A 26540-nucleotide genomic window follows, 5' to 3' on the forward strand; every position below is an offset into this window, starting at 1 on the left:
TCATGAAAGGTTGCAGAGTGATACGCCGAGACGCGCGCGCTTGCAATCACAGGAACAGGGCAATTGAAAAAAACGCAACGGCGAGGAGCCCGGTGTCGCGATTGGACCGGAACAGCATCAGGAGCCGGTCAGGGTCTTCGGTTCTGAGCATCCGAAGTTGCCATTGCATGTGCCAGCCCATGACCACAGGGCCGATAAGGGCGACAACAAGTGCAAGCGGCGTGGCAGCGATGCCGGCCATGATGACCGCGATACCAATAAGAGAGACGGTGGCGATCAAAAAGAATTGAAGCCATTGCGGGGTTTTCTCGGCAAACAGGCGTGCGGTGGATTTCACGCCGATCAAAGCGTCGTCATCGGTGTCCTGATGGGCATAAATGGTGTCGTAGAACAGGGTCCATGCGATGCCGCCAAGATAGAGCACAACCGCAGGTGCCTGAAGCTGACCGGTGTGGGCCGTCCATGCCAGAAGCGCCCCCCAGTTAAACGCAATGCCCAAAAAGACCTGCGGCCACCAGGTGAAGCGCTTGGCGAACGGATAGACCGCAACTGGCGCAAGCGAGACGATGCCAAGAACGATGGCTTGGGTGTTGAAGCTGAGCAGGATGGCCAGCGCGATGAGAGCCTGAAGGCCCATCCAGACGGCAGCCTGTTTGGCGCTGACTTGGCCTGAAGGGATCGGGCGGGAGCGTGTGCGTTCAACCTTGGCGTCATAGTCGCGGTCGGTGATGTCGTTCCATGTGCAGCCTGCGCCGCGCATCAAAAAGGCGCCAAGCGCGCAGCCCACCGCGATCCAGAGGTCATGCCAGCTGGCGGTGCCGTCGGACAGCATGGCCAATGCGAGGCCCATCCAGCAGGGCAGCAGCAACAGCCACGTCCCAATCGGGCGGTCCGCGCGTGAAAGGCGCAGGTAGGGGCGGGAGAAGGCGGGCGCGAGGTGGTCCACCCAATTGCCTTTGACGGCGTCGGAAACCTGACCTTGGGGCTCTGGCGTTGTGGGCGTGTCGGCCATATGTAGGATTCCATGAAACAGGCAAAAGTCAGATTGTATGTAGAGCAGGGGCTGGGGGAAGGGCAAACCATTCCTCTCGCGCGCGATCAGGCGCATTACCTGTTTGGTGTGATGCGCATGGCGGTGGGCGATCCGGTGCTGCTGTTTAATGGCCGCGATGGCGAGTGGCGCTGTGAGGTGGCTGTTGCTGGCAAGCGCGGCGGTGAGTTGGTGTGTCGTGAACAGACCAAACCGTTGCAGATGCCGCCGGATTTGTGGCTGCTGTTTGCGCCGATCAAGAAAGCGCGCACGGATTTCATCGTGGAAAAGGCCGCCGAGATGGGGGCCGCGAAGATTGTACCGGTGCAGACCGAGTTCACCAATTCCGAGCGCATCCGGCAGGACCGTTTGCAAGCCCATGCGGTTGAGGCGGCGGAGCAGTGTGGCGGGACGTATGTGCCTGAGGTTGCAGAGCTTACCAAGCTTGAGCGGCTGTTGGCGGAGTGGCCCGAGGGGCGGCAGCTGATGTTTTGTGATGAGGCGGAGGTGGGCGCGGCCAAGCGGCTGGCGGCATCCTCTGCGAAACAATGGGCGATCCTGATCGGGCCGGAAGGTGGATTTTCTGAGGCGGAACGAGCGAAGCTGAAAGTGTTGCCGTTTGCCCATGTCGTCAGCCTCGGGCCGCGCATATTGCGGGCGGATACGGCGGCGGTGGCAGCGATGACGATGTGGCAGAAGGCATTAGGGGATTGGGGATGAGTTTCATACGTCCGGAGGCGCGGGTCGCAATTGTCAAATGGCGCGAAGTTTTGGTTGGGCTGGTGGTGCTATTGCTTGGTCTGTGGTGGGCCAGCGGTGGCGGCATTTTGCGCTGGATCGGTTTTGCGGTGTTAATCGCGGGGATTGCGCTGATTGTCAGTGGTATTCAGCGGGCGCGGTTCCGGCGTGGCACGGGTGGGCCGGGCGTGGTGCAGGTGGTCGAGGGCGAGGTCGCCTATTTCGGGCCGCTCAATGGCGGCAGTGTGGCTGTGCGGGCCTTGAGCCGTCTGGTGCTGGATGGGCGGTCCAATCCTGCGGTTTGGGCGCTGTATCAGCCCGGTCGTCCGCAGCTTCACATCCCTGTGAACGCTGAAGGTGGCGAGGCTTTGTTTGACGCTTTCGCCAGTCTGCCGGGGTTAAAAACCGAACAAATGTTGGCCAGATTGCAGGACGTGAAAGCAGAGCCGGTTCTGATCTGGGCGAAGGATGATCGGCGATTGAGCTAACTGTGCATCAGAGCACATTGACAGTCTCGCCAAATCGGCTCACGACTGATTGTCACGACATTTTTTGCAGCGGAGCGAGCGCATGTCCATTCCCCAGTCCGGCGGCGGCCCGATTGAGCATCACGACCAGTTGGCAGAGTATTTGTCCTCGGGCTGCAAGCCCAAGGATGAGTGGCGTATTGGCACCGAGCACGAGAAGTTCGGCTATTGCAAAGAGACGCTGCAACCGTTGCCGTATGAAGGCGAGCGGTCGATTTTGGCTGTGCTGCAAGGGCTGCGCGACGGGCATGGCTGGGCGCCGCTGGAAGAAGGCGGCAAGCTGATCGGGCTGGAAAAAGACGGCGCCAATGTGAGCCTTGAGCCGGGGGGGCAGCTGGAGCTTTCGGGCGCACCTTTGGAGACCATTCACCAGACCTGTGACGAGGTGAACGAGCACCTGCAGGATGTGAAGGACATTGCCGACAAGATTGGCGTTGGTTTCATCGGCCTTGGCGCAGCGCCGGAATGGTCTCATGAACAGATGCCGGTGATGCCCAAGGGGCGGTATCGGTTGATGACCGATTACATGGATCGCGTCGGCACGATGGGCAAAGTGATGATGTATCGGACCTGCACGGTGCAGGTGAACCTCGATTTCGCGTCCGAGCCTGACATGGTTCAAAAGCTGCGGGTGGCGCTGGCGTTGCAGCCGGTGGCCAATGCGCTGTTTGCCAACTCGCCGTTTCTGGACGGCAAGCCCAATGGCATGAAATCCACGCGCGGGCTGGTGTGGCGGCATCTGGATGATGCGCGCACGGGCATGTTGCCGTTTGTGTTTGAAGAGGGCTTTGGCTTTGAGCGTTGGGTGCAATACGCGCTCGATGTGCCGATGTATTTTGTCTATCGCGACGGCAAATACATCGACGCGCTGGGCATGAGTTTCCGCGATTTCCTGAAGGGTGAACTGCCGGCGTTGCCAGGTGAAATGCCTACCCTGAGCGATTGGGCGGATCATTTGACCACGGCCTTCCCCGAAGCGCGGATCAAGAAATACATGGAGATGCGTGGCGCAGACGGAGGACCTTGGCGGCGGCTTTGCGCGTTGCCGGCCTTCTGGGTTGGTCTGATGTATGACCAATCCTCGCTTGATGCCGCTTGGGATCTGGCGAAAGGCTGGGACGCGGAGACGCGCGAGGCCTTGCGCGTGGCGGCCAGCGAAGATGGCCTGCAGGCCGAAGTGAACGGCATCAAGATGCACGATCTGGCGCGTGATGTGGTGGCGATTTCCGAAGCAGGTCTGAAGGCGCGGGCGCGGCCCGGTGCGGGTGGTCTGGTGCCGGATGAGACGCATTTCCTCAATGCGCTGAAGGACAGTGTTGAGAGTGGCAAAGTGCCGGCGGATGAATTGCTGGAGCGCTATCACGGCGACTGGAATGGCGATCTGAGCAAGATTTACGGCGAATACAGCTATTGATGTGGCGCAGTTTGCACACACGCGGATAGGTAGTGGCGCTTGTTCGCGTTCCGCGCTGTCTTTGTCGGCTTAAACGATAGCCTAGGTTTAGGAATCGTTGGATTTAAGGCGCAAGTGGGCCGAGCATGGTGGGGGAGTACGCCCCTATATTAATTGTAGAATCTAAAGCCCTTATCTCCGCTTGAAACTTGGCGATGAACTTCGTAGTTCGTTTTCAGTAAAGCCGCGCACGTTGGTGTCGTTGCCTTAACTGAATTTCAGAGGCTCTTTTGACGACGACAAGGTTGCAATCATGAGGCGAGCAGCGGTGATAGGTGCTGGATTGACTGGGACGGTCACAGCCCTTTGTCTGTCTGACGCAGGCGTTCATGTGGACCTCTACGAAAGAAATGCTTCGCCGCTTCTCGGGGCGAGCGGCGTGAACGAGGGCAAAATCCATCTTGGCTATGTTTATGCCATGGATCAAAGCCTAAAGACGGCCAAAACGATGTTGCGAGGTGCGGCGTGTTTTCGAACTATCCTCGAACGCTGGGTCGGTTCAGCCGTATTTGAAAACCACACATCATCGTCATTCTCCTATGCGGTGCCTTTTTCAAGCATGTTGGATTTGGATTCGATTCGTGCGCATTTTGCACGAGTTTCCATGCTGTCTCAGAATCTTGGCCCACACGCGATGCTGGCCCGCGAAACCGAAGCGCGAGAGCAATCTGGTCGGGAACTGGAATGCGCCTTTGATCCGGAGCACGTAGCGGCCAGTTTCAAAACCAACGAGATCGCGATTGACCCTTGGGCCTTGCGACTTGCGCTCTTGTCTGCGGTGAAAGACTCAAAGAACATCACTGCACGTTATTCGACTGAAATTTCATCCATCCATGAAGACGGCACGGGTTACCTTGTTGCAGGCAAGGATGCTCAGGGAATGGTTTCTGAGAGCTACAATGCCGTTGTGAACGCAACATGGCATCAACGCCTCAAACTAGATGCCACATTTGGGATCAAGAGGTCGCAAGACGCGATTCATCGTTACAAATGCGGTCTGCGTTCGACCGATCCATCGGTTGCCAAAGGTCTGCCATCGACCACCTTTATTGTAGGCGAATACGGCGACACAGTCGCATACGGCGACAATGCTTTTGTTTCTTGGTATCCAGCCGGGCTCATCTCACAGGAAGTCGGTCTAAGCCCGGCGATTGACGATATCCTGCTTAGCTCGACACGACGGGCCGACTTGATCGAGTCGACACTGTACAATTTGCAAAAACTGTTGCCGGGTGCTTCGGGTTCACTTTCAGCAAAGCCTGAAAGCTGGGAGATTGTTGGCGGCTACATTTCTGCTTGGGGGAAAACCGGTATTAATCACGCAGATAGCAAATTGCACGATCGCTACGAGGTTGGTGTGCACAGTGACGGTGGTTATCACTCCATCGATACGGGCAAATTCACTTTGGCCCCGCTGTTCGCAACTGAAGTGGCTTCCCGGATCCTTGAATAGCGCTGGAGGCTAATTTGCTGACCGTTTGTATACCTGCCTATCGCGCTTCGGACTTTATTGCGGAAACTGTGAAATCCGTATTGTCTCAAACATTTACTGATTTTAACGTCAAAATTGCAATTGATCCTCCTGACGATGACAGCCCTGACGGAACGTACGAAGCGCTCGAACCATTCCTGAGTGATCCGCGCATTCGGGTTTCAACAAATTCTGTCCGATTGGGATGGGCGGAGAACATAGACGCGCTGATTAAGTCTGTGGAAACCGAGTTCTATGTAATCCTGCCGCATGACGATCTTTGGCTGCCTAATTATTTGGAAACGCTTTTCCCTTTGGTTTGCGAAAACGCCGAAGCTTCGGTCGCTTATGCTGACCTAACCATGCTCGCGACCCCCCATCTTCCCAAAAGGGAAGTGGTTTTGCCGAGGAACGAGAGCCGGGGTCTACATTTGTTGAGATTCCACCTCCAAAACGCTCACGCGATGCCCTGGCGCGGAGTAACCCGTCGCTCCACAATTGCTACGACTGGAGGTTTTCCTTCCGACAACTATCTAGGCTTTGCTGTTGAGTGCGAATATGCGCTTGGTCTTCTTCATGCAGGTCGGGCGATTCACGTTCCAGAAACTCTGTATCAAAAACGCCTGTTCCGGAACGGGCGGGTCTCCGCGTCTAAAGAACGGCGCAAATTGCAGTCTGTGGAGCGGCGGTTTCAAGCTTGGGAACGGCACAAAGACGAAATGCTAAAACGCAGTGAACAGATGATTGTCGACCAAGATTTGGAACATGATATTGCGCTGCTGTGCCGAAGTGCGGCGTATGGCGCGATGGTCTCGAGGAGGTTCTCGATGGTTCGTCGTGGTTTGCTTTCAGGCGAGCCAGAGATACTTCAGAACGTGATTAAGGAATGCGGGCGTCTCGCGCATCCAATGGCTCCAGATGTGGTCGAAAAACTACAGCTCTTGATCGCCAAGTAGCTCGAGATTGGGCGCGCCTCTAAGTGGGCAATGGCGCGCAAATTTGCGCTATCAGAATTTCTTTCCGCAGATGCCTAAATAGCGGTTTGCGTAGCTTTGCGAAACGCGCTTGCCGCGCAAAGCAGACGGTCGGCACAGTGCTCAATTATATCTCCAAACAGAGGTCCTGATTTCGCCTGACCACTGGAAAACGCCCATCGCACATGGTGTCCACTCTAACGTTTGGCGGGGGACCAGAAATGTGAGCGCCGTCTTGGGTATTAGCTCTTTTGCCCGATCTTCGGCTCTGTGCCCGCGCGCATGCGGCGGATGTTGTCGCGGTGGCGCCAGAAGACGATGAGGGTCAGCGCAACGCCCAGCAGGAACGCGCTGTCGTGCCCAAGGACCACCATCCAGATGGTGGATATGCCAGCCGCAAACAGCGCTGCGAATGACGAGATGCGCGACATCGCAGCACCCAGTAGCCATGACAGGCAACATGCGAGGCCGACAGGCCATGCCAGCGCCAGCATCAGGCCAAGGAAAGTGGCGACGCCCTTGCCGCCTTTGAATTTGAGCCAGACAGGGTAGCAATGGCCGATGAAGGCCATGAGACCGGCAAGCTGTGCCGCGTCTTCGCCCGCAAGCGCGCGGGCCAGCAGCACGGCAACCGCGCCTTTGCCGCCATCCAGAAGCAGCGTCAGAACTGCGGCCTTTTTGGAGCCGGTGCGCAAGACGTTTGTCGCGCCGATATTGCCCGACCCGATGTCACGCAGATTGCCCAGCCCCATGACACGCGCAAGAACCATGCCAAAGGGGATCGACCCCATCAGATATCCGAGCACCGCCCAAAGCAGCAGGACGGTGGGGGTCGATTCTATGACGGGCATTTAGTCTCTCCGGTAGACGGCCTTTCCGGCCACATAAGTGGCGAGCACCTTACCCTGCATCTTGGCGCCGTCAAACGGCGTGTTCTTGGATTTGGACTGCAATTTGAAGCGATCCAGAATGAACGGTGCGTCAGGGTCAAACAAAACGAAATCCGCAGGCGCGTCTTGTTCGATGCGCCCCGATGTGAGGCCGAGGCGGTTGGCAGGGTTGAGCGCCATCGCCTTGAAGAGTTGCGGCAGGGTCAGATCGCCATTTTGATAAAGCTGCATCGCGGCCGGAAGCAGGGTTTCCAGCGCAACTGCACCAGAGGCGGCTTCTTCAAACGGCAGGCGTTTGGATTCTTCGTCCTGTGGTGTGTGCATCGAGCAGATGATGTCGATCAAACCGGATTTCACAGCCTCAACAAGCGCAAGGCGATCGGTTTCGGCGCGCAGGGGCGGTTTGATTTTGAAGAAAGTGCGGTAATCCGCAACGTCGAGCTCGTTCAGAGTCAGGTGGTGGATCGAAGTGCCAGCGGTGACGTCAAAGCCGTTTTTCTTGGCGCGTTCCAGCGCGGGCAGGGCGCGGGCGGCGGTGATCTGGTCGGCGTGGTATTTCACACCGGTCATTTCGACCAGTGCCAGATCGCGGTCCAAACCCATGCGCTCGGCCATTGGCGATACGGCAGGCAGGCCACGCAGGGCGGCGAATTTCGACGCGTTGGCAGCGGCGCCTGCGGAGAGAATGGGGTCTTGCGGGTGGCTCATGACCAGAGCGCCGTTGGCGCGGGCGTATGTCATGGCGCGGCTGAGCACCTTGTTGTTGGTAACGACGTGGTCGCAATCGGTGAAGGCAATGGCGCCGGCATCCATGAGAAAGCCGATCTCGGTCATCTCTTTGCCTTCGCGACCCTTGGTCAGCGCGGCCATTGGCACGACGTTGACGGGCGCGGCTTCGTTGGCGCGGCGCTCGACGAATTCCAGCACTTCGGGCGTGTCGATGGCGGGCAGTGTGTCGGGGCGGGTGACCATGGTGGTCACGCCACCTGCGGCAGCGGCCAGACCGGCGGTCTTGTAGCTTTCTTTGTGGCGCTCGCCGGGCTCACAAACTTTGACGCCGATGTCGACGATGCCCGGCGCGAGGCATTTGCCGCCGCAATCGATGGTGTCTTCTGCGGTTTCGCTGGCGTCGCCGTCGCCGAAGGCGGCAATCACGCCGTCGCGCACGAGCACCCAGCCGGGGGCGTCGCTGTCGCGGGCGGGGTCGATCAGGCGGGCGTTGGTGAAGAGTGTGGTCATGCGGGCTCTCCTTGTAAGGCGCGTGTGTGTTGGGGAAATAGGGCGATGGTCAAAGGTGGGCGGCTCATCGCGAGCCTCCAGCCTTGGCGGATTGGATGGCGGCGATGGTGGCCTCAGGGTCGGCCTGAAACTTGATCAGGTGTTTGTCACCTGAGTGAGTGACGATCTGCACAACCGAGCCCATTTTGTTAAGCTTGTCGATCGTGTCCAGACGAATGGATTTGGTTCCGGGGCCGAGGACGCGTTGGTTTGTAAGGTCCCAGCGCACGGCGAGTTCTTCGCTCATGAGATAGGCCGTGCGCACGCCTATGGCGGCAAGGCCACCCACGGCGCCGGTCCAGACGTGCGGATTGCCCATCGCCCAAAGCGCGATCATGCCAAAAGACATTGCGCCAGCGGCCAACCAAGCAGAGGCACGAATATAGGTCATGCGGTCAGCGGTGAAGCTTTGTGAGACGGTTTCGCCGCCGGCCAGAGTCGAGGTGGGGGCCATGCGGGCGGTGTCTTTGGTGCTCATGCTGTGGCCTCCTGTTTTTTGTAAGCGGTCACGGCGGCGTCAATTTTCTGTGCTACGTCGCGGCGGTCTTGCAAGTAGGGCATCATCATTGCGCCATGTGGTTGAAGGCGCAGGCGCACCGACCACCACATCCAGCTTTTGGCTGTGTCGCAGTCGGCGAGGGACATGGTCGCAGGTTCAGCTTCATCGGATGTATTCAGAAACAGAATGCGCCAGTTGGTCAGCACCCAATGGTCGTCGCGTCGCTGACGCCATTCGAAAACATCGTCAAACACAAACGCGTAAAAAACAGCCCCAAACAGTAGGCTTAGCGGCCACGCGAAAAGAGCACGATACTCGGTGAACGACACAAGGATCGGGTTGACGCAGGCCGCGGTGAGGATCGACACAAAAGCCAATTTGCGTAGAAAGACCGACAAGGCAGGTCGCCAGACTGCGATCAGTCGCTCGTCAGGGTGCAGGCGGATGTCGTCGGGCAGCGCGTCGGTCTGGCTCATGGGGCGTCCCCCCAGAGATAGAGCAGGCCCAGTGCCAATGCGGCGGCGGGCAGCGCAAGGATGGCCAAAAGCACGGTTTTGTAGGGATTGGCGCGGCGGGCGGGCGTGCTCGGCGGTGTCAGCGGCGCACCTTTCGCGGCTGCGCTTGGCAGCGGGTCATACCGCGCGCGGGTGCCTTCTTCCTTGTAGGTGCCAAGCCAGCGCAGCGGGCGGCGCGGCGACAGGGTCTGTTCCGTACGTCCGAAAGCTGAGGACAGCACCACAAGAACCCAGCCGCGTTGGGTTGACAGGCGGTTGCCATCTTCGCGCACGTCAGTTTCGGAAATGCCCAGACCCTGCACCATATAGCCGGGCAGGCCGAGGCCTTCGAGATCGCGCACGTTGAAGAGTTCGATATAGTCCTCGTCCAGCTCGTAAGCCCCAAGCGCGCTGAGCAGTGGCCAATCGATCACCTCGCCGTCGGCATCACTGACAGTTTCTCGGAAGGCGTCGATGTCCTCAGATGGCAGGTCGACGGCAAAGAGCCGCACCAGCCCGTGTTCTGAGGCAGAGACCCGCATACGATCAGCCTCCGATCCAGACGAAGAGTCCGACGAAGACAAACATGAGGACGAGGGCCACGGTTGCGACGCGGCCGCTCATTTTCGGGTCCTTGGGATCTTCCACCCTCAGACCTCGACCGGTTGGTTCGCGGCGGCCTCGGCGCGGCGCGCGCGCAGATTTTGCGCCAGAAGGTCCATCGCGGCGGCGCGCACCGCCACACCCATTTCGACCTGCTCCTGAATGACCGAGCGGGTCGGGTGGTCGGCGATCTCGCTGTCGATCTCGACTCCGCGGTTCATCGGGCCGGGGTGCATGATGATGGCGTCGTCTTTGGCATTGGCGAGTTTGGCCGCATCAAGACCGTAACGGTGATAATATTCCCGCTCTGACGGGATAAAACCGCCGTCCATGCGCTCTTTCTGGATGCGCAGCATCATCACGACGTCGACATCCTTGAGGCCTTCTTCCATATCCTCATAGATTTCCGCGCCGAATTCCTTGAAACTGGAGGGCACCAGTGTCGGCGGGCCGATCAGCCGCACGCGGTTTTCCATCTTGTTCAGAAGGATCAGATTGGAGCGGGCGACGCGGGAGTGGGCAATATCGCCGCAGATCGCCACGTTCAGGCGGTGAATGCGCCCCTTTTCGCGGCGGATGGTCAGCGCATCCAAGAGCGCCTGTGTCGGGTGTTCGTGGCGACCGTCGCCGGCGTTGAGCACCGCACAATTCACTTTCTGCGCCAGCAGGTCCACCGCGCCAGAATGTGGGTGGCGTACCACCAACAGATCGGGGTGCATGGCGTTGAGCGTGGTGGCGGTGTCGATCAGAGTTTCCCCCTTTTTGATCGAGCTGGCCTGCATGGCCATGTTCATGACATCCGCCCCGAGGCGCTTGCCAGCGATCTCAAAGCTCGCCTGTGTGCGGGTGGAGTTCTCGAAGAACATGTTGATCTGGGTCATGCCGGCGAGCACGTCTGAATGCTTGTGCGCCGTACGGGCTTGGTCGGCGTATGTGTCGGCCAAGTCGAGAATAGTGGTAATTTCGTCGGGCCGCAGGGGCTCGATCCCCAGAAGATGGTTGTGGCCAAAGGTCATTGGGGCTCTCCTTCTGTCTCGATCGGGACGCTTATATGTAGCTCATAAATGCGGGGCAAGCGCGGCTTATATGACTTGAGACAAACCTAACTTGAAATTCGTGAAAATCGGCAGGGAATCGCCGGTTTTTTGCCGGTCTTTCACCAGCTTGGCGGAACGGGTAGGGTCAGCGCATGGAATCGGCATTGGATTATTACGCGGCAGAGGCGCTTTTGGCCTGGCAAGTGGAGCTGGGCGCGACAGAAGCGATTCTGGATGCGCCGGTGAACCGCTATGAAACCCCCAAAGAAGCGCCCAAGGCCAAGGTGGCCGCACCTGTTGCCGCGGCGCAGTCTGCGCCTGTCAAACAGGTTGAGGTGGACGCGGTTGCCGAGGCCAGAAAAGCCGTAAAAGGCGTTTCCGATCTGGATGGTTTGCAGAGTGCGTTGACGGCGTTTGAGCTTTGCGAGCTGAAACGCGGCGCGCGCAATCTGGTGTTTGCGGATGGCAATCCTGCGGCCCGGGTGATGATCATTGGCGAAGCCCCTGGCCGCGACGAGGACCGCGAAGGTAAGCCGTTTGTGGGTCCTGCCGGAGATCTGCTTGATCGGATGTTCGGAGCGATCGACATGGGCCGCGATGTGCCGCTGTCCAAGGATGCGATCTACATCACCAATGTTTTGCCGTGGCGCCCGCCCCAGAACCGCGATCCAAAGCCCGCCGAAATCGCCATGCTGCGTCCGTTTTTGGAACGGCACGTAGAGATCGTTGCGCCAGATGTGATTGTGGTGATGGGAAATATCGCCTGTGAGGCCGTTCTGGACCGGCGCGGGATCACACGGATGCGCGGCGAATGGGCCGAGGCTTTTGGCAAGCCGGTGATGCCGATGTTTCACCCGGCATATTTACTGCGCCAGCCCCTTGCCAAGCGCGAGGCTTGGGCGGATTTGCTGAGTTTGAAGGCCAGGCTGGAGGACACCGCGTGAGCAAACCCGTGAAGGTTTTGGCGTTTTCCGATCTGCACCGAGCGGCGCCTGCGGCGCGAAAACTGGTTGAGATGAGCCGCGACGCCGACGTGGTGATCGCGGCAGGGGATTTTACCAATCACCGCAAAGATCTGGCGGGTGCGATGGCGTTGCTGGACGGTTTGAGAACGCCAGTGGTGATGGTGCCGGGCAACAACGAAAGCGAAGACGAGTTGCGCGCGACCGCCCCTGAAGGTGCCATTGTGCTGCACGGCCAAGGGGCCGAGGTGGCGGGGCTGCGGTTCTTCGGGCTGGGTTACGCCGTGCCGGTCACGCCGTTCAAGGACTGGTCCTGTGATCTGACCGAGGCACAAGGCGCTGAGATGTTGGCCGAGTGCGGGGACGTGGACGTGTTGATTTCGCACTCACCGCCCAAGGGCGTTGTCGATGTAACCTCGCAGGGCCTGTCGTTGGGGTCGACGTCGGTTCTGGACACGATTGAGCGGCTGCAGCCACCGTTGGTGGTGTGCGGACATATTCATGATTGTTGGGGGCAAAGCGCGATGGTTGGCGCAAGTCGCGTGGTGAACCTTGGGCCGGTTGGCATGTGGTTTGAGATTGAGCCAAAAGGATAAGGCGGCATGAGCAGGATTGACGAGAGCAAAGAGTTTATCCCAGTGCGGATTGCGGTTTTGACGGTGAGTGATACGCGGTCTCTGGCCGAAGACCGGTCCGGGGACACGCTGGTGGCGCGGCTGGAAGCGGCGGGTCACACGCTCGCGGATCGCAAGATTGTTCAGGATGAGCGCGATGTGATTGCCGATCAACTGCGCGAATGGTGCGCATCTGATGCGGTGGACGTGATCATCTCGACCGGTGGCACGGGTCTGACGGGGCGCGATGTGACCGTTGAGGCGCACCGCGACGTCTATGAAAAAGAAATCGAAGCCTTTGGCACCGTGTTCACCATGGTCAGCATGCAAAAGATCGGCACCAGTGCCGTGCAAAGCCGGGCCACCGGCGGCGTGGCGTTGGGCACCTATCTGTTTGCGTTGCCGGGCAGCACGGGGGCCTGCAAAGACGCTTGGGACGAAATTTTGAAGTGGCAGCTCGACTACCGTCACAAGCCCTGCAACTTTGTAGAGATCATGCCACGGCTTGACGAACACATGCGGCGCAAGTGAGCACGGCGACGGGCCGCAGTATTTTGCAACTTTTTTCGACGGATTGCGCGGGCAGCTGCGTATCACCCTAAGTTGCCTTGGCATTTGACCGTGTCAGGCGCATCATACGGACTGAGCATCGCAAGGGGAGACGACGCCAGATGCGGTTTTTACGACAGAGCCTAACTGGGCTATTCCTGTTGTCTCTGACAGCGGGGCTTTTGTTATATGCGGGCAACTTGGTGCGTGGCGCGGTGGAAGACCGCTTGTCGCGTGACAACGCCGGCCCGCCCGCCCGCGAACGGGTGTTTTCAGTAAATGTTGTCGAGGCGGCGCTGAGCAGCGAGGCGCCGGAATTGGTGGCGTTTGGTGAAGTGCTGTCGCGGCGGTCTTTGGAAATCCGCGCGTCGGCGTCCGGATCGATTGTGCAACTGGCAGAGAATTTCGAAGAAGGTGCGCGGGTGAATGCGGGGGAACTGTTGGTGCAGGTCGACCCGAGCCGCGCCCGCTTTGCGCTTGAGCGGCTGTCCAATGATTTGCTGGATGCCGAGGCGGAAGACCGTGATGCGGTGCGCACGCTGACCTTGGCGCAGGATGAGCTGGCGGCGGCAGAGGCCCAGCTGGCATTGCGCCAGAAAGCGTTTGACCGACAGCAAGATTTGCAAGCGCGCGGCGTTGGCACGGCATCGGCGGTGGAAACCGCCGAGTTGGCTTTGTCGTCCGCGCGGCAGTCCGTATTGGGCAACAGGCGGGCCTTGGCGCAAGCTGAGGCAAGGATTGATCAGGCGGAGACGCGGATGAACCGCAACCGCATTGCCTTTGCCGAGGCTGAAAACGATTTGGACGACACCATCATCCGTGCGGATTTCACGGGCACCTTGTCAAACGTGTCCGCGGTCGAGGGCGGTCTGGTGTCGATGAACGAGCGGCTTGCAACATTGATTGACCCGTTGTCGCTGGAAGTCGCCTTTCGGGTGTCCACACCACAATATGTCCGGCTTTTGGATGAGACAGACCAGTTGCATCAATCCGAGGTGACGGTGTCGCTGGACGTGATGGGCACGGATTTGCAGGCAACCGGCGTGATCACCCGCGATGCGGCGGCGGTGGGAGAAGGACAGACCGGACGGGTTCTGTATGCGCGTTTGGACGGGGCACGCGGTTTGAAACCGGGCGATTTTGTCACCGTGCGCGTAAAAGAGCCGGCGCTGGATCGCGTGGTGCGGCTTCCGGCGATGGCGCTTGATGCAGCAGGCACCGTGCTGGTTGTTGGTGATGAGGACCGGTTGCAGTCCATTCAGGTCAATCTGGTGCGCCGTCAAGGCGACGAGGTTCTTGTCCGCGGCCGCGAACTTGAAGGGCAAAAGGTTGTCACGCGGCGCACACCTCTGTTGGGGGCAGGCATCAAAGTGAAGCCGATAGATGCGGCCAGTCCGATGCCAGCGCAAGCCGAGACGGTTGAACTGAGCGACGAAGAACGTCTGAAGTTTGTGACGGCCATCGAGGCCAATGACCGCATTCCGGGCGACGTCAAAAAGCGCATGCTGAAGGCGCTTGACCAACCGCAGGTGCCTGCGCGGATGGTCGAGCGGTTGCGCGCCCGGATGGGGGGCTAACGGATGCGGGAGATCGGAGCGCGCGCCGGTGGCATCCTGAGCTATTTCACCCGTCACGCGACGGCTGCAAACCTGTTGCTGGTGGTGCTTATCCTGGCGGGAATTGCTGCTGTGCCCCGCATGCGGGCGCAGTTTTTTCCGGATGTCATTGTTGAGACCGTCACGGTTTCGGTGAGATGGGATGGCGCGGGCGCGGAAGACGTTGATGCCGCCATTGTGCAGGTGATGGAGCCGGCGTTGCTGGCGGTGGAAGGCGTTGAAAGCACGGCGTCACGATCCACCGAAGGGTCCGCCCGGATCACGCTGGATTTTGAGCCCGGCTGGGATATGGCGCGTGCCACGGATGAGGTGCAGGTCGCTGTGGACACGGTGACGACCTTGCCGGAAGAGGCGGACGATCCGGTTGTGCGGCGCGGGGCTTGGCGGGATCGGGTCACGGATGTGGTGATCACCGGACCCGTTGGGATCGATCAGATCGCGCGATTTGCCGATGAATTTGTCGTGCGTCTGTTTGCCGAGGGTGTCACTCGTACAACTATTCGCGGGCTTGCCGAGCGCGAAACCGTGGTTGAAGTGTCTTCGGTGGACCTGATCACCCATGACATCACGTTGGCCCAGATTGCCGACGCCATCGCCCAAGAGGTCAACGCAGATCCCGCAGGCGATGTCACCGGCGCCGCGGCAAGGGTGCGCACCGGCGTGGAAAAGCGCGCGCCTGACGAGATTGCGGCCATTGCGCTGCGCTCCAACCCTGATGGCACAAAGCTGACGGTGGACGACGTGGCCACGATCCGCGTGGACGGTGTGGATCGCAACCGCAGCTATTACGTGGGCGAAGATCCGGCGATTTCTATTCGGGTGGATCGCACCAGTTCCGGTGACGCCATCACCATGCAAACCAAGGTCGAAGAGGCCGCCGCCGAGCTGCAGTCGACCTTGCCGCAAGGTGTTGAATTGCAGCTGATACGCACCCGCGCCGAGGCCATAACCGGCCGCTTGAACATTCTGGTGGACAATGGCGCGATGGGGTTGGTCCTTGTGGTGGTGCTGCTGTTTTTGTTTTTGAACGCACGCACGGCGTTCTGGGTGGCGGCGGGCATTCCGACCGCAATGCTGGCCGCTGTGGCGTTGATGTATCTGGCGGGGTTGACGATCAATATGATCTCGCTGTTTGGCCTGATCATTACGCTCGGCATTGTGGTGGACGACGCCATCGTGGTCGGCGAGCACGCTGACGCGCGCTCGCGGCGATTGAACGAACCACCGTTGGTGGCGGCGGAAAATGCTGCGCAACGCATGGCGATGCCGGTGTTTTCTTCTACCTTGACCACGATCATCGCGTTTTTTGGCCTGACTGTGATTTCCGGCAGGTTTGGTGAATTGATTGCCGACATTCCGTTTACGGTTGTCGTTGTCCTCGCTGCGTCGCTGGTGGAATGTTTTCTGATCCTGCCACACCATATGGCACACGCTTTGAAACACACCGCCAAGGAGCATTGGTACGACGTGCCCAGCCGTATCGTGAATCGCGGGTTCCGTTGGGTGCGAGACACGCTGTTCCGCCCATTTATCCGATTTGTGGTCTGGGCGAGGTATCCGGTGGTTGCGTTGGCCATTGTGGTTTTGGCCGCGCAGGCGGCGCTGTTTATCAATGGGGACGTCAAATGGCGGTTCTTCAACGCGCCAGAGCGTGGCTCGGTGACCGGCAATTTCGCGATGTTGCCCACGGCCACGCGTGAAGACAGTCTGCAAATGATGCGCGAAATGCAGCGCGCCACCGAAGAGTTGGGGCGCGAATACGAAGAGCGACACGGGCGCAACCCGCTGGACTATGTGATCGCGGAGATCGGCGGCAACGCGGGGCGGACTTTGCCGGGGGCGGAATCGCTTGATCCGGACCTTTTGGGATCCATTTCGATCGAGCTGATTGATGCCGACCTGCGCCCCTATTCGAGCTTTGCCTTTGTCGGAGAACTGCAAGATCGTGTTGCGCGTCACCCGCTTGCGGAAACCGTGAGTTTTCGCGGTTGGCGGTCGGGCCCAGGCGGAGATTCGTTGGATGTAGAGTTTTTTGGCGCCGGCAGCGACACGCTCAAGGCCGCAAGCGAAGCGTTGAAGACAGCGTTGATTGATTTTGCCGAAGTCTCGGCCGTGGAAGACAATCTGAGTTATGACAAAGAAGAGATTATTCTAGATTTGACGCCACAGGGTCGAGCGCTTGGGTTCAATATCGATGCGTTGGGCCGCGTTCTGCGCCACCGCTTGAACGGCATTGAAGCAGCGACCTTTCCGGATGGACCGCGCAGCGCGGCGATCCGGGTGGAATTGCCGGAAGGCGAATTGACGGCGGATTTCCTCGAAGGCTCGCTGATGCGCACACCGCAGGGGGCCTATGTGCCGCTGGCGGATGTGGTGACGGTGCAAAGCCGAACAGGGTTTTCAACGGTGCGCCGAGAGAACGGCGTGCGGTTGATCAATGTCACCGGCGACATATCCGAAGACGATCCCGCGCGGGCAGAATTCATCATGGCGCAACTGCGCGACGATATCCTGCCAACGATTGCCAGCGAAACGCAGATCGAATGGCGCCTGTCGGGGTTGGCTGAGCAGGAGGATGATTTTCTCAACGATGCGCGCACGGCGTTGATCCTGTGTCTGGCGGGGATTTACCTTGTGCTGGCATGGGTATTCTCTAGCTGGACAAGACCGGCGGTGGTCATGGCGATCATTCCATTCGGGCTGGTGGGCACCATTTACGGGCATCACATGCACGATGTGCCACTGAGCATGTTTACGGTGGTGGGCCTGTTGGGCATGACCGGCATCATCATCAACGACTCGATTGTTCTGGTCACCACGATTGATGATTACGCCCAGGATCGCGGACTTGTACCCTCGATCATTGATGGCGCGGCAGACCGTTTGAGGCCCGTGTTCCTGACCACCGCGACCACGGTTTTGGGGCTTGCACCACTTCTGTTTGAACGCTCTCAGCAGGCGCAGTTTCTCAAACCAACGGTGATCACGCTGGTCTATGGTTTGGGATTTGGCATGGTGCTGGTGTTGCTGGTGGTGCCGGCGTTGCTTGCAATGCAGTCCGACATCGGGCGACAGGTGACTGCGGTGCGACGCGGTCTACAGGCTCCGGGGTTGCGGGGGATCGTGACCACAGCAGGTGTGGCCGTGGCTGGCTGGCTGGTGGCGACACTGGGCTGGATGGTGGTCTTTGGCGAGGTCTTGCCCGCGCTTGTGAATGTGGTGCCGGTTCTGGCCACAGTCAGCGGGCCGTTTGCGGCGCTGGGTGTATTTGTGGCGGGGGCCTTTGCGGTGACAGCGCTGGCATTCGCGTTTGGCGCGCTTGGCATTGCGTTGCGCCGTCGATCCGCCTCAGCCTGAGCAGCCGCGAATGTCGACGGCGTGCGCCGCACCCAAAACGGTAAACCGCAGGCCGGAACGGTCCAGAATGAACGGCGTTTCGTCCACATGCATCATCTCGGTTTCCGCAATCAGCGTGTTGCCTTGACGTGTTGTGGTCGCTTCGGCCACCCAGATATGGGGATCACCGGCCTCGATCACGGCCACTTCGCGGCCGCCCGCATGCGGCATTTGGATTGTCGCCCGAAGGCGCAGCCCGTCCGCGGTTGGGCTGACACGGCAGGTCACCGTGCCGACATGTGCGTCTTTTTGTGACAATGGCTGGTCATTCAAAGCGGCAGCGATGCGGCCGTCAGGTTTGCCAACGGGTGGCAATTCGGCCTTGATCCGCAGCGTTTGAGGCACGCAGATGTCGCGGCAAACGCCAATCTCCAACTGGGCTTTCAGCGTCATTGTCTTACCGGGATTTTGCGGGGCAATCTTCACGGGCAGAATGACTTCCTGACTATAGCCGACAGACCGCATGCCGTTCTGGTCGAAGACTTCAGGCGTCGGCCAGCTGAGCTCAACGTCATCCATATTGCGGGAGCCGCGCCACGTGATGCGCGGCGGGATGCCTGCGTCACCGGGCGCGCGCCAGTAGGTTTTCCAGCCTGGATTGAGCGAGATCTTGAGAGCCGCGGTGTGGGTGCCATCCGCGTTGCGCCAACCCTGCAAAACCTCAGCTTGCACAACCTGATCATAGGATTGTGCCAGCGATTGCGTGGCCATGAAACAAAGGGAAACGGCGGTCATGAGGGTGGTGCGTATCATGCTACAGACATGGGACACTTGCTGATCAATGCCAATACACAATCGGGCGAGAATTGACACAGGTTCTGAAACAAAGCGGGCTTACGTGAGTGGTGGCTCTTGCGTGGAGGACGCTCGCGCCACATGTTGGAAAGAACAGAAGTCAGCAGACGAAGGGGCCATCGGTGCAGGACGAAACAGAAACCACAGACAGTCTTGATCTGACCGGACGCTTGTTGATCGCGATGCCGGGAATGGGTGACCCGCGATTTGCCCATTCGGTGGTGTTTCTCTGTGCCCACTCAAAAGACGGCGCCATGGGGTTGATCGTGAACAAGGCGATTGATGGCATGCGCTTGTCTGCGTTGCTGGATCAGCTGTCGATCACGCTTGCGCGCCCCGAGTTGGACAGCGATCTCTACTTTGGCGGACCCGTGGAAACTGGCCGTGGTTTTGTGTTGCATACACCGGACTATGTGTCCGATCTCAACACTCTGATGGTCAGTGACGACTTTTCAATGACCGCAACGCAGGATGTGCTGGAAGCGATTTCCGTCGGCGCAGGACCAACGCGTTCGTTTATGGCGCTTGGATATGCCGGTTGGGGGGCAGGCCAGCTCGAGCGAGAAATCGCGGACAATGGCTGGCTGACGTGTGATGCGCCGGTGGATCTGGTGTTTGACATGCCAAATGGTGACAAATGGGCGGCGGCTCTCAAGACGCTGGGAGTGGATCCGGTGAGCCTTTCGGCCGCCGCAGGCCGGGCCTGAGCAACAGCGCCGCACCGGATCAGCGCCATGCCCGGAACGCTCGGCGCAAGCCGCGGCTTCTTTCTGGCCAAAAATACCCAAAATCCAACAGGTGCAGGGTTTCGCATCGGCAGACATGGGGTATTATACAGCTGCTGCAAATGCGGCTTCGCTTTTTTGCCGAAACCCTCATTGGGTTCGGGTGAATCACTTGACGCTCCCCGCAAACAGGCCTAAAGACGCGAAACGAAATTCCGGGCGCGGCCTTGGCGGCGCCCATTTGCTTTGACGGGGTCGTTATCCCCGTAGACCGTAAAACGAGGATGAGCCCATGTCGCGCCGCTGCGAATTGACCGGAAAAGGCCCGATGACGGGCAACAATGTTAGCCACGCCAAAAACCGCACCCGTCGCCGGTTTTTGCCAAACCTGAACGACGTGACCCTGCAGTCCGAGACCCTCGGCCGTGGCGTAAAACTGCGCATTTCTGCTGCAGCGCTGCGCACAGTGGATCACCGTGGCGGTCTGGACGCGTTTCTGGCAAAAGCCAAAGACAGCGAGCTGTCCGACACCGCGCTGAAAGTCAAAAAAGACATCGTCAAAGCCCAGGCCGCAAACGCCTAATCCCTTTGAACGTCTAAAGTTTTAGCGGCCTCGCCATATTTGGTGGGGCCGCTTTCTTTTGTCACGTTGCTCCCGACATCAGCGCGTGTATACCAGACGGATGACTGATCGCTTACGCATGATGCTTTCGTGGCTCACCGTGCTGGCCCTCGTGTTGACGGGCCATGCCATGGCGGTCGCACGGGGTATGCCGGGCGCTGCGGGCTATGCGGAATATTGCATAAACGACATGGCCGTTATGGTTGCCGTGGATGCCGACGGCAATCCAACAGGCGAGAGCCATATCTGTCCCGATGTCAGCCTGTCTTTGTTGAATATGGTGTGGCCGGAGGAGCCGATTGTTTTGGTGCCGGCGCAACAGATGCGCAAAGCCACTGCAGCCGACCCTGCGTTTGTTGAAGTGATTCGACATATAAAGGCCACGGCGCGTGCCCCGCCTGTCCGGACTTAAGACCCATCGTTTTTCTTAAGACCCACAAATTGGACAGGAGACACAAAGATGTCCTTGAAAGTAATCACCCGCGCGGCGCTTGCCGCAACCGTTATTGCAGCTGCTGGTCCTGCACTGGCTGAGATCAAAATCGAAGACGCTTACGCCCGCGTTTCGACCCCGATGTCGAAATCTGCTGCTGCCTTTATGATCATCGGCAATGATGGTGACACGGCGGACCGTTTGGTCGATGTCATCTCCGGCATCTCCAAGCGCACAGAACTGCACACCCATAAAGACGACGGTAACGGCAATATGTCGATGGTGCACGTCGAGGAGGGGTTTGAAGTCCCCGCGGGCGGCGAGCATGTGTTGATGCGTGGCGGAGATCACGTGATGTTCATGGGACTCGGCAATGGTCTCGCACATGGCGACGTGGTGCCGCTGACTCTGGTGTTTGAGAAGGCCGGTGAAATCTCGATCGAGGTGACCGTGGATCTTGAGCGCAAGCCAGAGCATGGCAAGATGATGAAACATGGCCACAAAGACCACTAGGGCTTCGTGACATGCCGTATGGGGGTCGTCCTTTCGGGGGCGGCCCTATTTTTGTGCGCGGGCCAATTCGTCGGCGACCCATTGCGGCACGACCTCTGTGGCGGGGCCAAAACGGGTCTCGGCAAAGCGGGATACGCCAGCAGAGGGGTCCAGATTAAGCTCAACAGTATGAGCGCCAAAGTGATCCGCTTCGGCCACGAAATTGGCGGCAGGATAGACCTCGCCGGAGGTGCCGATAGAAACAAAGACGTCGGCCTGCGACAGCGCCTCGCTGATGACATCCATGCCATAAGGAATTTCACCAAACCAGACGACATCCGGGCGTGTGGCCTGTTGCTTACAGCGCGGGCAGGGGTCGGTGACCGACATAACCGCAGGCGCCGGCCAGCGGTGTTCACACGCATTGCATAGCGCACTGTCCAAGGCGCCGTGCATGTGCAGCACATTGCGGTTCCCGGCCGCCTCATGCAGTCCGTCAACGTTCTGGGTCACAATGAGTACCTCCCCCTGCAAATCGACCTCAAGTCGGGCAAGGGCCGCGTGGGCCGCATTGGGGCTCGCCGCGGCGGCATTGGCGCGGCGGGCGTTGTAAAAGTCCATCACCAACTCGGGATTGCGGGCGAAGCCTTCGGGGGTTGCGACGTCGTTAAGGTCATATTTGGTCCAGAGGCCATCGACGTCGCGAAAGGTGCCAAGCCCGCTCTCGGCGCTGATGCCGGCTCCTGTGAGGATCACGATTTTTGGGGTCATTTACAGGCTCCGGGTTGGAAGGGTTTGAGCATTTGAAGACAGGCGCGTAGCATTCTGAAACAGCTTTTGAGCAGAATATGTGAGATTACAATGGTGCAAAAAATCCTGTTTGTCTGTCTTGGAAATATCTGCCGCTCGCCGGCCGCAGAGGGTGTGTTTCGGGCAATTGCGCCAGAGGTTGACACCGATAGCGCCGGTACGGGTGGCTGGCATGTCGGAGAGCCGCCCTATGGGCCGATGCAGACCGCTGCGCAGGCGCGGGGTGTTGATTTGTCGGACCTGCGTGCACGCCAGTTCAGTGCAGAGGATTTTACCCGGTTCGACCTGATCATCGGCATGGATGATGCCAACATCGCCGAAATTGAGCGTTTGCGCCCACGCGGCAATCAAACGCCGGTTCGATTGTTTACCGACTATGCGCCACAAAGCGGTGCCAGCGCGGTGCCGGATCCTTACTACACGCGGGATTTTGAAGGCACTCTTACGTTGATTGAAGAGTGCGCTAAGGGGTTGCGTGGGGTTCCGTAGGTCCGCGAGATTTTGGGTTTCTCGAATCTGAGCGCACAAGCGTCATTCTTCGAGGATGCGCAGACTGTCCTGTAGCCAAGGGAAGCGTTCGACGCCCGGTGTAATCAGGTGTTGCTGGATCAGACGGCGCATGGTTTGCGCGACGTCACGCGGCACAGTATCCGCCCAGTCCTCGCCAGCGAGCAATGAAATGCTGCGGGAGAAAGGCGCAAAGGGCAGGGGGTGCGCGTCGACTTTTTCATGAAACCGTGCCGCGCGCAGAAAGCCGAACGGCGTGGTTATCGCCCAGCCAATGCCGCGCGACACCATGGCAATGAGCGACGGGTTAGAGGCGATTTCAAACCGGTTGGGTGGATCAAATTGCGCCCGCTTGAGGTGGGCTTCGATCTGGCGGGAAATCAGCTGTTCGCGGCCATATCGCAGCATCGGAAGATCGCGAAGTGCGGGCATCGGATCGCTGCCCGGTGCCACCAGTCCAGCAGGTGTCACGAGGATAAACGGATCACGTGCGAGCGGATATTCGGAAACCCCGTCAATGACTTCTCCGGTTGAGGCCGTGACGCCGAGGTGCAGGTTGCGGCTTCGCAGGGCGTCGGCGATTTCATGGCTCGGTGCGGTGATCAATCGAAACTGACAGCGAGTCATCGATTCCGCCAGAGTGGTGACAAGTCGCGGGGTCAGATCGTTGTCGAAATCGTCGATGATGCCCATGGACAGTTGCGTCAGGTGGGTCAGGTCCATCACTGAAAGTTCAGATTGCGCCAGCCGAAGCTGGGCCAGAACCGTGGAGGCGCGGGCGAGATAAGCGCGCCCCGCAGGGGTGAGTTGCATCGGTCGTTTGCCGTGATCCAGCAAGTCGCTGCCAAGGGCGGTTTCAAGATTGCGTATTTGCTGGCTGACGGCGGGTTGCGACAAGCCGGTGGTGCGGGCAGCCTGCGCCACAGATCCGCTGGCGGCCAAGGCCTCAAACACCTCTAACCCGCGTAGGGTTACGCCTTTCATCAACATGTCACCTGCTCCGCTGGATTTGTCATTTGTGAATTCAGCGGGCGGGGTTGGTCAAGCTAAGAATTAGCGAAGATGCCCACAGGAGGCTGAAACCACGGACCCAAAATCTTTGTAGCGTAGCCAGAATTTCTCATGGCTGCCGTTGCTGGATTGGCGGATTTCCTGCGCTTTGTGCGGGTCACTGAAAAAGCTGGCCGCGAGTTTTTGATCAGAGCGCGACAGGCTTTGATTGGCGACTTGTTGAATGCAGCGACATACAGAGCGCGTCGCCCCACCTCGGTCGGACTTCAGGCAGGCGCGCGAGACGGTGCCCGCGTCGGACGCGGAAGGGATCGTCAGGAACAGGACTGCGCCCGCAATTGCGGCGCCTAGGAGCGATTTCATTTGTGCCTCTCATCCGGATCTATGGTGCCCGGTCTTTGCCTCAAGTCGGTCGCGGCGGTTGCCCGATTGTCGGTGTCGTTCCGGCCACGCTTGTCGTGCAGTATGCGCAAACTGGCTCACGGTTGCAATCGGGGCGGGACAGGTGTTGTCTAAAATGTCACCCATAGCCCGAGTTTGAGTTTTGTACGCTGATCCGGGGACAGAACCGCCGCGCCAACAAGGTGCATGTTCTCGCGGATCTGAAAGGCCATTGTCGGGGTCAGCATGGTGCGAACGGCCCTACCGGTTTCTTTCACGGCGGTGACTTGCACAAAGGTTTTCGTCTTTGGAGACCACGACAGGCCCAGCGTGGCTTCTGTTTTAATTACAGTGGCTTGAAGTGCCAGCACATGGGCGGCTGACGTATCGATTGTGAGCCATCCGGAGCGGCGCAACAGCGTAAGATCGCGCCCCCAACTGAGTTCTGGCCGTACCGCATACCCGACACCCTTTACCGTGCTTTGTTGCCCGAAACCCAACGAGAGTGCGACGCGAGATGACCGGCCTTTCCAAACCGGACGGCGCAGAAAAATGTAGGATTTTCTGTAGCCGAGCCCATCGGCACCTGTGTCAAAGCCCATGGTCCAGTCGCGTTTCAGGCCACGTTCATAATAGACAGAGGCAAAGGCCTGAGACAGATTTCCGGCGTCGCGCGGTGCCTCGACGCTGACGCTCATGAACTGCTCGCCCGGCGGCCTGGGCCAGGGACCAGCCTGAACCGCCGGAGCGAGCGCGAGGATTACCAATACCAATAACTTCATGAACACCTCGCGGTTCATGATTTGTTAAATAGGGTGAATATTTGGTTAATAACACCCGTTATGCGGGTATGGAATTCCTGTAGCCATCGAGGCAAGGGGTGGTCTAAGCTGGAGGAAGCAAGGGAGGAAGCCATGCCGAAAATCGCACAGGGTGCCGAGCTGCAAACCGTGATCACCACGTTTGAAATGACACCGGGCACGTGTCAGGATCTGATGGACGCGTTGACCGATGCTTATGACAGCTTTATCTCCAAACAGCCGGGATTTATTGCGGCAGGGCTGCATGTTAACGACGCGCAGACGCGTATCGCCAACTACTCGCAGTGGCGACGGCGCGAGGATTTTCAAGCGATGTTGCGGACGGAAGAGATGCGTGAGCGCAATCGCAAAATTAATCTGTTGTGCCGAAGTTTTGAGCCGGTCATGTACGAGGTGGCCGCCGCTTTTTAATGAGCCAAAGGAAGAGTTCCTATGTATCAGCATATCCTAGTGCCAGTGTCGTTTGATGAAGACCACAATACCACTGCAGCGCTTGCCGTTGCCGGACAGTTGGCAACAGAGGGTGTTCGGATGACGCTGCTGCATATCATGCAACAGGTGCCGAAATACGCTGTAAACTATATTCCGGCAGGGTTTCAGGACGAGGCGCAGCGCGCGATTGAGGCCAGTCTTGAGACGCTGGGTGCGGAATTGCCGCATGCGAATGGGGTCGTCATCGAAGGTCCGGTGGGCAAAAGTATTCTCAAATGGGCGGAAGCCAACGAAGTTGACTGCATCATCGTCGCGTCACATCGCCCAAGCGTGCAGGATTATATTTTGGGCAGCACCGCCACCCATGTGGCACGTCATGCGCGATGCGCGGTACATCTGGTGCGGTGATCCGGTGTATTTCGGTTTTCGGGGCGCCTGAGGCAAAGATTGAAATTGGAGGTAAGGGATTGCAAAGTTATACTAAATTGCTGTCCGTAGCGGTTTTGGCCGCAGGTATTTTGGGCGCGTCCAATACGGTGGCGGAAGAGGGAGACATGGGCTTCTCCAGAAGCCAGACAGACCGCGCAGTCGCTGCATTCAAGAAAGGCACGGAGGGCTGCATGCAAGCGCCGCCAGTGTTCCGGGTGGACTGTTTTCAGCACGCTTACGTCAGCACAGTGCGGGTGGTTGCCAACGCTTCGGCCTATTGGGAGGCAGAGGTGGCGCTGACGCGCGTGAACCGGACCCTCTATCAATTTGTGCGGGCCAATACTGATCGCTCTTTGGGCAAAGAGAAGTTTGGCTCGTTTAAGTCCCGTGCCATTAACGAGGCGGTTCTTGGGCAGGCGCAGGCGCTTTATGCGGATTCCGTGGACAAGGCTGTGGCGATCATGCGGGGCGGCAGTTCGAGCGAGTTAAAGTATTTTCAACCGCTTGCGGATGCCGTGGAAGCAACGCGCGACGGGCTGCGCTGACCCTGAGGGAAAGAGGGTTAATTATTGGATTCTCAGGACTTTCGGGCTGCGGTATCGCATCGGCAACACGTCGGTAATGCGTCGGTGGTGATTTTGGGTGGTCAGGGTCGTTAACGTTGTTGGAGGTGTCGACGCCACGGGCTTCATGTGCGCTTCGCAGCTGAGTCCTTTCACGTCGTCGCGCTTGCATTGACCGTGTGCGGAGCCAGGTCCAAAGCTGAGAACGCCGTGGTTGCCGTGATTGACGGGACGCGCCGGACGGTTGTTACTGTCGCCGCCGGATTGTCGATTTACTGAGCGATGCGGGAGGGCAGAAACATACTCAATCAGACAAAGCGAGTTGCAACCTCTTGATTAAAGACGCTTTTGGTTGCAAAAACTCTGGCAACGTACCGCAAATACTTTT

General features: G+C 58.9%; 30 protein-coding genes. 18 read left to right on the forward strand and 12 right to left on the reverse strand.

Going from position 1 to position 26540, the window contains the following annotated elements:
• Positions 1 to 46: 46 nt before the first annotated feature.
• Positions 47 to 1012 carry a 4-hydroxybenzoate octaprenyltransferase gene (gene ubiA, locus PG871_RS05685; RefSeq protein WP_270727028.1) on the reverse strand — a complete coding sequence of 322 codons (966 nt, stop codon included), beginning with the start codon at positions 1010 to 1012 and terminating at the stop codon, positions 47 to 49.
• A 12-nt stretch (positions 1013 to 1024) separates the two neighbouring features.
• On the opposite strand from ubiA, the gene PG871_RS05690 reads away from it, so the two are divergent.
• The 5 genes from PG871_RS05690 (at position 1025) to PG871_RS05710 (ending at position 6175) form a co-directional block, all read left to right on the forward strand.
• Entirely contained in the window at positions 1025 to 1750 is a 726-nt protein-coding gene (locus PG871_RS05690) for a 16S rRNA (uracil(1498)-N(3))-methyltransferase (protein WP_270727031.1), read from the forward strand.
• Positions 1747 to 2256 (forward strand): hypothetical protein, encoded by a 510-nt coding sequence (locus PG871_RS05695; protein WP_270727034.1) that lies wholly within the window; start codon positions 1747 to 1749, stop codon positions 2254 to 2256. Before PG871_RS05690 ends, PG871_RS05695 begins: the two co-directional genes overlap by 4 nt.
• An 82-nt stretch (positions 2257 to 2338) precedes the next feature.
• Positions 2339 to 3709 (forward strand): glutamate--cysteine ligase, encoded by a 1371-nt coding sequence (locus tag PG871_RS05700; protein WP_270727036.1) that lies wholly within the window; start codon positions 2339 to 2341, stop codon positions 3707 to 3709.
• Between the two features lie 292 nt (positions 3710 to 4001).
• Positions 4002 to 5201 (forward strand): FAD-dependent oxidoreductase, encoded by a 1200-nt coding sequence (locus tag PG871_RS05705; RefSeq protein WP_270727037.1) that lies wholly within the window; start codon positions 4002 to 4004, stop codon positions 5199 to 5201.
• A gap of 14 nt (positions 5202 to 5215) precedes the next feature.
• Positions 5216 to 6175, forward strand: coding sequence for a glycosyltransferase family 2 protein (locus PG871_RS05710; protein WP_270727039.1), 960 nt, complete (start codon positions 5216 to 5218; stop codon positions 6173 to 6175).
• Between the two features lie 260 nt (positions 6176 to 6435).
• On the opposite strand, the gene plsY is transcribed toward PG871_RS05710, so the two are convergent.
• The 6 genes from plsY to PG871_RS05740 form a co-directional block, all read right to left on the reverse strand.
• Positions 6436 to 7044: a glycerol-3-phosphate 1-O-acyltransferase PlsY gene (gene plsY / locus PG871_RS05715; protein WP_270727042.1), complete on the reverse strand. Its 609-nt coding sequence runs from the start codon at positions 7042 to 7044 to the stop codon at positions 6436 to 6438.
• Entirely contained in the window at positions 7045 to 8322 is a 1278-nt protein-coding gene (pyrC, locus tag PG871_RS05720; protein ID WP_270727045.1) for a dihydroorotase, read from the reverse strand.
• Between the two features lie 64 nt (positions 8323 to 8386).
• Positions 8387 to 8839: a hypothetical protein gene (locus PG871_RS05725; protein ID WP_270727049.1), complete on the reverse strand. Its 453-nt coding sequence runs from the start codon at positions 8837 to 8839 to the stop codon at positions 8387 to 8389.
• Positions 8836 to 9336 (reverse strand): hypothetical protein, encoded by a 501-nt coding sequence (locus PG871_RS05730; RefSeq protein WP_270727052.1) that lies wholly within the window; start codon positions 9334 to 9336, stop codon positions 8836 to 8838. Before PG871_RS05730 ends, PG871_RS05725 begins: the two co-directional genes overlap by 4 nt.
• Entirely contained in the window at positions 9333 to 9896 is a 564-nt protein-coding gene (locus tag PG871_RS05735; protein ID WP_270727054.1) for a hypothetical protein, read from the reverse strand. Before PG871_RS05735 ends, PG871_RS05730 begins: the two co-directional genes overlap by 4 nt.
• A 108-nt stretch (positions 9897 to 10004) precedes the next feature.
• Positions 10005 to 10973 carry an aspartate carbamoyltransferase catalytic subunit gene (locus PG871_RS05740; RefSeq protein ID WP_270727057.1) on the reverse strand — a complete coding sequence of 323 codons (969 nt, stop codon included), beginning with the start codon at positions 10971 to 10973 and terminating at the stop codon, positions 10005 to 10007.
• A gap of 173 nt (positions 10974 to 11146) precedes the next feature.
• Between PG871_RS05740 and PG871_RS05745 the strand changes: the two genes are divergently transcribed.
• From PG871_RS05745 to PG871_RS05765, 5 genes are all read left to right on the forward strand, one after another.
• The gene (locus tag PG871_RS05745) at positions 11147 to 11938 is read left to right on the forward strand and encodes a uracil-DNA glycosylase (protein WP_270727060.1); all 792 of its coding nucleotides are present in this window, start codon (positions 11147 to 11149) and stop codon (positions 11936 to 11938) included.
• The gene (locus PG871_RS05750) at positions 11935 to 12552 is read left to right on the forward strand and encodes a metallophosphoesterase family protein (protein ID WP_333559659.1); all 618 of its coding nucleotides are present in this window, start codon (positions 11935 to 11937) and stop codon (positions 12550 to 12552) included. The genes PG871_RS05745 and PG871_RS05750 overlap by 4 nt, the downstream gene beginning before the upstream one ends.
• Before the next feature lie 6 nt (positions 12553 to 12558).
• A complete protein-coding gene (gene moaB / locus PG871_RS05755; RefSeq protein ID WP_270727063.1) occupies positions 12559 to 13101 on the forward strand; it encodes a molybdenum cofactor biosynthesis protein B in 543 nt (180 codons plus the stop codon).
• A gap of 140 nt (positions 13102 to 13241) precedes the next feature.
• Entirely contained in the window at positions 13242 to 14696 is a 1455-nt protein-coding gene (locus tag PG871_RS05760) for an efflux RND transporter periplasmic adaptor subunit (RefSeq protein ID WP_270727064.1), read from the forward strand.
• A 3-nt stretch (positions 14697 to 14699) separates the two neighbouring features.
• Entirely contained in the window at positions 14700 to 18092 is a 3393-nt protein-coding gene (locus PG871_RS05765) for an efflux RND transporter permease subunit (protein WP_270727067.1), read from the forward strand.
• Here the strand turns inward: PG871_RS05765 and PG871_RS05770 are convergent.
• A complete protein-coding gene (locus tag PG871_RS05770; RefSeq protein ID WP_270727070.1) occupies positions 18084 to 18884 on the reverse strand; it encodes a protein-disulfide reductase DsbD domain-containing protein in 801 nt (266 codons plus the stop codon). The genes PG871_RS05765 and PG871_RS05770 overlap by 9 nt on opposite strands.
• A 164-nt stretch (positions 18885 to 19048) precedes the next feature.
• Here PG871_RS05770 and PG871_RS05775 point away from each other — a divergent pair, with 164 nt between their 5' ends.
• The 4 genes from PG871_RS05775 to PG871_RS05790 all read left to right on the forward strand — a co-directional run bounded on the left by PG871_RS05775 (position 19049) and on the right by PG871_RS05790 (position 21219).
• Positions 19049 to 19633, forward strand: coding sequence for a YqgE/AlgH family protein (locus PG871_RS05775; RefSeq protein ID WP_270727072.1), 585 nt, complete (start codon positions 19049 to 19051; stop codon positions 19631 to 19633).
• Positions 19634 to 19943: 310 nt separating this feature from the next.
• Entirely contained in the window at positions 19944 to 20234 is a 291-nt protein-coding gene (gene rpmB / locus PG871_RS05780; protein ID WP_054003035.1) for a 50S ribosomal protein L28, read from the forward strand.
• Between the two features lie 100 nt (positions 20235 to 20334).
• Entirely contained in the window at positions 20335 to 20685 is a 351-nt protein-coding gene (locus PG871_RS05785; RefSeq protein WP_270727075.1) for a hypothetical protein, read from the forward strand.
• Positions 20686 to 20733: 48 nt separating this feature from the next.
• On the forward strand, positions 20734 to 21219 hold the full coding sequence (locus PG871_RS05790; protein WP_270727078.1) for a copper chaperone PCu(A)C: 486 nt from the start codon (positions 20734 to 20736) through the stop codon (positions 21217 to 21219).
• Between the two features lie 45 nt (positions 21220 to 21264).
• Here PG871_RS05790 and PG871_RS05795 read toward each other — a convergent pair whose 3' ends face one another.
• The gene (locus tag PG871_RS05795; RefSeq protein ID WP_270727080.1) at positions 21265 to 21969 is read right to left on the reverse strand and encodes an NAD-dependent deacylase; all 705 of its coding nucleotides are present in this window, start codon (positions 21967 to 21969) and stop codon (positions 21265 to 21267) included.
• 90 nt (positions 21970 to 22059) lie between these two features.
• On the opposite strand from PG871_RS05795, the gene PG871_RS05800 reads away from it, so the two are divergent.
• The gene (locus PG871_RS05800) at positions 22060 to 22497 is read left to right on the forward strand and encodes a low molecular weight protein-tyrosine-phosphatase (RefSeq protein WP_270727083.1); all 438 of its coding nucleotides are present in this window, start codon (positions 22060 to 22062) and stop codon (positions 22495 to 22497) included.
• Positions 22498 to 22539: 42 nt separating this feature from the next.
• On the opposite strand, the gene PG871_RS05805 is transcribed toward PG871_RS05800, so the two are convergent.
• The 3 genes from PG871_RS05805 to PG871_RS05815 all read right to left on the reverse strand — a co-directional run bounded on the left by PG871_RS05805 (position 22540) and on the right by PG871_RS05815 (position 24689).
• Positions 22540 to 23505, reverse strand: a complete 966-nt coding sequence (locus tag PG871_RS05805; RefSeq protein ID WP_270727086.1) for a LysR family transcriptional regulator — start codon at positions 23503 to 23505, stop codon at positions 22540 to 22542.
• A 63-nt stretch (positions 23506 to 23568) separates the two neighbouring features.
• Positions 23569 to 23889 (reverse strand): hypothetical protein, encoded by a 321-nt coding sequence (locus tag PG871_RS05810; RefSeq protein WP_270727088.1) that lies wholly within the window; start codon positions 23887 to 23889, stop codon positions 23569 to 23571.
• Positions 23890 to 24038: 149 nt separating this feature from the next.
• A complete protein-coding gene (locus tag PG871_RS05815; RefSeq protein WP_270727090.1) occupies positions 24039 to 24689 on the reverse strand; it encodes a hypothetical protein in 651 nt (216 codons plus the stop codon).
• 132 nt (positions 24690 to 24821) lie between these two features.
• Between PG871_RS05815 and PG871_RS05820 the strand changes: the two genes are divergently transcribed.
• From PG871_RS05820 to PG871_RS05830, 3 genes are read left to right on the forward strand one after another with little or no spacing between them, the layout of a single operon-like run.
• Positions 24822 to 25139 (forward strand): antibiotic biosynthesis monooxygenase family protein, encoded by a 318-nt coding sequence (locus PG871_RS05820; protein WP_270727092.1) that lies wholly within the window; start codon positions 24822 to 24824, stop codon positions 25137 to 25139.
• Between the two features lie 21 nt (positions 25140 to 25160).
• Positions 25161 to 25568 (forward strand): universal stress protein, encoded by a 408-nt coding sequence (locus PG871_RS05825; RefSeq protein WP_270727095.1) that lies wholly within the window; start codon positions 25161 to 25163, stop codon positions 25566 to 25568.
• Positions 25544 to 26134: a hypothetical protein gene (locus PG871_RS05830; RefSeq protein ID WP_270727097.1), complete on the forward strand. Its 591-nt coding sequence runs from the start codon at positions 25544 to 25546 to the stop codon at positions 26132 to 26134. The genes PG871_RS05825 and PG871_RS05830 overlap by 25 nt, the downstream gene beginning before the upstream one ends.
• The last annotated feature ends 406 nt before the right edge of the window (positions 26135 to 26540 follow it).

This window comes from Shimia sp. Alg240-R146 (assembly GCF_947331465.1).
Lineage (GTDB): Bacteria > Pseudomonadota > Alphaproteobacteria > Rhodobacterales > Rhodobacteraceae > Shimia.